The following is a 2,420-nucleotide window of genomic DNA, read 5'->3' on the forward strand; positions in this document are numbered from 1 at the left end:
ACACCGCATCCCGCTTCCACCACGCTCCCACCGTGACGGCCAGTCATCCAACGCCGGAAACCATCACGCTCCGATTACCCGCTGAATGTTTGCGTACAAACCGGAGCTCGGTGGACTCATCGGAGATCTCCAGCCGGCCGCTGGTGATGCGGGCGGTGAAGCAGACGTTGAACTGTCGCCGGACCTCGCCGTCGGTGTAGGCGATGATGTGTTTCGGGTCGGTGTAGGTGCCGACCAGGCCGGTGATCTCTACGTCGAGGCCGGTCTCCTCTTTGACCTCGCGGACGGCTGTGCCGGGCAGGGAGTCGGTGAGGTCCATGCCGCCTCCGGGCAGGGCCCATAGGTCGTTGCCGCGGCGGCGCTGGAGGAGGATGCGCCCGTGGTCGTCGGTGACGACGGCGGAAGCGGCGACGACCATGCTGTTCGGCTTGGGCGTGTTGGGGTCGTCGTAGTACTCGGTGCGGGCCACGGTCAGCCTTCCTCTCGTACGGGGGTTGCGGTCGCCCACACGGCGTCGAAGCTGTCGGCGTAGGTGTCGAACATGCCGCCTGTCTCGTGACGGCGAAGGTGCCACACGGGTGCTGCGTAGGCGTTGACGCTGGTGATGGGGCATGTGGGGCCGTGCGTTCAGCTTCGGCCGCCGTGCGGTGGCCGGGGGTGGGACGTGCCGCCAGAGGACGTACGTACGCCGACTCCGACGGAGGAGTTGAGCGCGAAGGTGGCCGTGGCCAACCGGAGGTGGGGACGGTGACCCAGCGCTCGGTCCTGCGCTACGAGAATTGGACGCTCCTGCCCGACCGCGAGCCGGACGCGGAGCCGGTCCTGTACGCGATGCAGTGCGCCGTGGACGGAGAGGCCTCGCCGACAAGCGAGGACTTCGCCGAACCGCAGGATTGGGTACTGCGGCACTGCGGCCAGAACCCGTCCCACCACACCTACCGGGAGATCATCACCCGCCCCTGGCGGGCCTGGCGCCAGACGTGACCTGACTCGCTCGCCCAGGCGCCGCACCGCGCTGACCCACCCGTCTCCCGTCCCTGCCGGGCGCAACCGTTCGAGGCTCCCCCGTCCTCGTCAGCCCCGGCAGGGACGGGCCCTCCGCGCGTGCCGTGCCCATGACTGTGGGGGTTCTGGCCTCTGCCACAGAAAGTCAGCCACGACGGCGGGCGCGCCGACCGACCACCCGCCACGTGCGTCTCGCTCAGCCCCGCACCGGCATCAGCCCAGTTATCTCCATCGTCACGGCCCCCAGCCAGGCAGCAAGCATGGGCGTCCGGGACGGCGCGAGCCCACCGGGTGGCCTCTCAGGTGCCCGGCCATTCTGCTGCTGAGCGGTCGGACCGGGGCTTCCGATTGGTAGTCCGGCCTACGCTCCCAGGCTCTGTGCGCCGAGCAGTCGTCGGCCGTCGCCAGCGGGGCGGCAGACAGGAGCGGGCGGCGGTCGCCGACCGCCGGAGCGCGCGGCCCGCGTCAGCGGGCCGCCTTGATCAAGTAAAGAAACTCTGAACAGCTCAGGCAGATGCAAGGCCAGAACTTTCACCGTACCGAATTTTGTACACTTATGGTACTGTTTTAAGTACGTTTCAGTAGAGGGGCTGGCGACATGTACGGGAGGAACCCATGACCATTAACGCAAGTGAAGCGCGGAAGGACTTCTTCGGTCTGATCCGTCGCGTCACCGAAGACCATGCGCCCGAGCGCGTCACGTCGAAGGCGGGCACCGTCGTGATCATGTCCGAGGAGGACTACAACGCCTGGGAGGAGACGATGTACCTGATGCGCTCCCCCCGCAACGCCGCCCGCCTCATGCGCTCCATCGAGCAGATGGACGCCGGACGCGGCACCGTCCGAGGCCTGATCGACACGGAGGACGCGTGAAGACGTCGTTCTCGGACGACGGGTGGGAGGACTACACCCACTGGGCCGACACCGACCGCAAGACGCTCCGCAGGGTCAATGCCCTCATCAAGGAGATCAAGCGGACCCCTTTCGAAGGCAGGGGCAAGCCCGAGCCGCTGAAAGGGAACCTGTCCGGCTGGTGGTCCCGCCGCATCACGCAGGAACACCGGCTGGTCTACCGCGTCACCGACTCCGGCGGCCTGGAGATCATCCAGGCCCGCGACCACTATTAACCGGCCTGGGCAAGAAGAAGCTCAGCAAGCTCACCGCCAAGGACATCCGTACCTGGCTCAACCAGCTCCGCATCACCTGCCAGTCCTGCTCCCGCAGCATCGACGCCCGGCGCGACCAGCCCCACTGCTGCGCCACCGGCCAGTGCTGCACAAGCTGCTCTCCCCGCTGACGCTGACCTACATCCACTCCGTACTAACGACCTTGGGGGAATTAGTGATCGTCCCGGTCGGGCCGTGACATGAGAAGGACCGCACGGGTTAGGTGAGTTGTGAAGCTTTCCTGGGCCC

Annotated in this window: 4 protein-coding genes and 2 pseudogenes; 4 read left to right on the forward strand and 2 right to left on the reverse strand. The window is 67.0% G+C overall.

Features of this window, described 5'->3' with window-relative positions; genetic code table 11:
* Window positions 1–43: 43 nt before the first annotated feature.
* Together ACFU5K_RS31630 and ACFU5K_RS31635 are read right to left on the reverse strand one after the other, a co-directional pair.
* The gene (locus ACFU5K_RS31630) at window positions 44–469 is read right to left on the reverse strand and encodes an NUDIX domain-containing protein (RefSeq protein ID WP_384068120.1); all 426 of its coding nucleotides are present in this window, start codon (window positions 467–469) and stop codon (window positions 44–46) included.
* Between the two features lie 2 nt (window positions 470–471).
* Window positions 472–606 (reverse strand): annotated as a pseudogene (locus tag ACFU5K_RS31635) (XRE family transcriptional regulator); the annotation flags it as partial.
* Between the two features lie 132 nt (window positions 607–738).
* On the opposite strand from ACFU5K_RS31635, the gene ACFU5K_RS31640 reads away from it, so the two are divergent.
* From ACFU5K_RS31640 to ACFU5K_RS31655, 4 genes and pseudogenes are all read left to right on the forward strand, one after another.
* On the forward strand, window positions 739–984 hold the full coding sequence (locus tag ACFU5K_RS31640) for a hypothetical protein (RefSeq protein WP_384068123.1): 246 nt from the start codon (window positions 739–741) through the stop codon (window positions 982–984).
* Window positions 985–1,620: 636 nt separating this feature from the next.
* Window positions 1,621–1,878 (forward strand): type II toxin-antitoxin system Phd/YefM family antitoxin, encoded by a 258-nt coding sequence (locus ACFU5K_RS31645; RefSeq protein ID WP_384068128.1) that lies wholly within the window; start codon window positions 1,621–1,623, stop codon window positions 1,876–1,878.
* Entirely contained in the window at window positions 1,875–2,132 is a 258-nt protein-coding gene (locus tag ACFU5K_RS31650) for a Txe/YoeB family addiction module toxin (RefSeq protein WP_384068131.1), read from the forward strand. The genes ACFU5K_RS31645 and ACFU5K_RS31650 overlap by 4 nt, the downstream gene beginning before the upstream one ends.
* Window positions 2,120–2,328 (forward strand): annotated as a pseudogene (locus ACFU5K_RS31655) (site-specific integrase); the annotation flags it as partial. The gene ACFU5K_RS31650 and the pseudogene ACFU5K_RS31655, both read left to right, overlap by 13 nt.
* Window positions 2,329–2,420: the final 92 nt, after the last annotated feature.

It is taken from the genome of Streptomyces sp. NPDC057428 (genome assembly GCF_042803195.1).
In the GTDB taxonomy this organism is placed as follows: Bacteria; Actinomycetota; Actinomycetes; order Streptomycetales; family Streptomycetaceae; genus Streptomyces.

Coding starts and splice junctions, on each gene's coding strand:
- ACFU5K_RS31645 (WP_384068128.1), top strand. CDS start 1,621: ATGACCATTAACGCAAGTGAAGCGCGGAAGGACTTCTTCGGTCTGATC.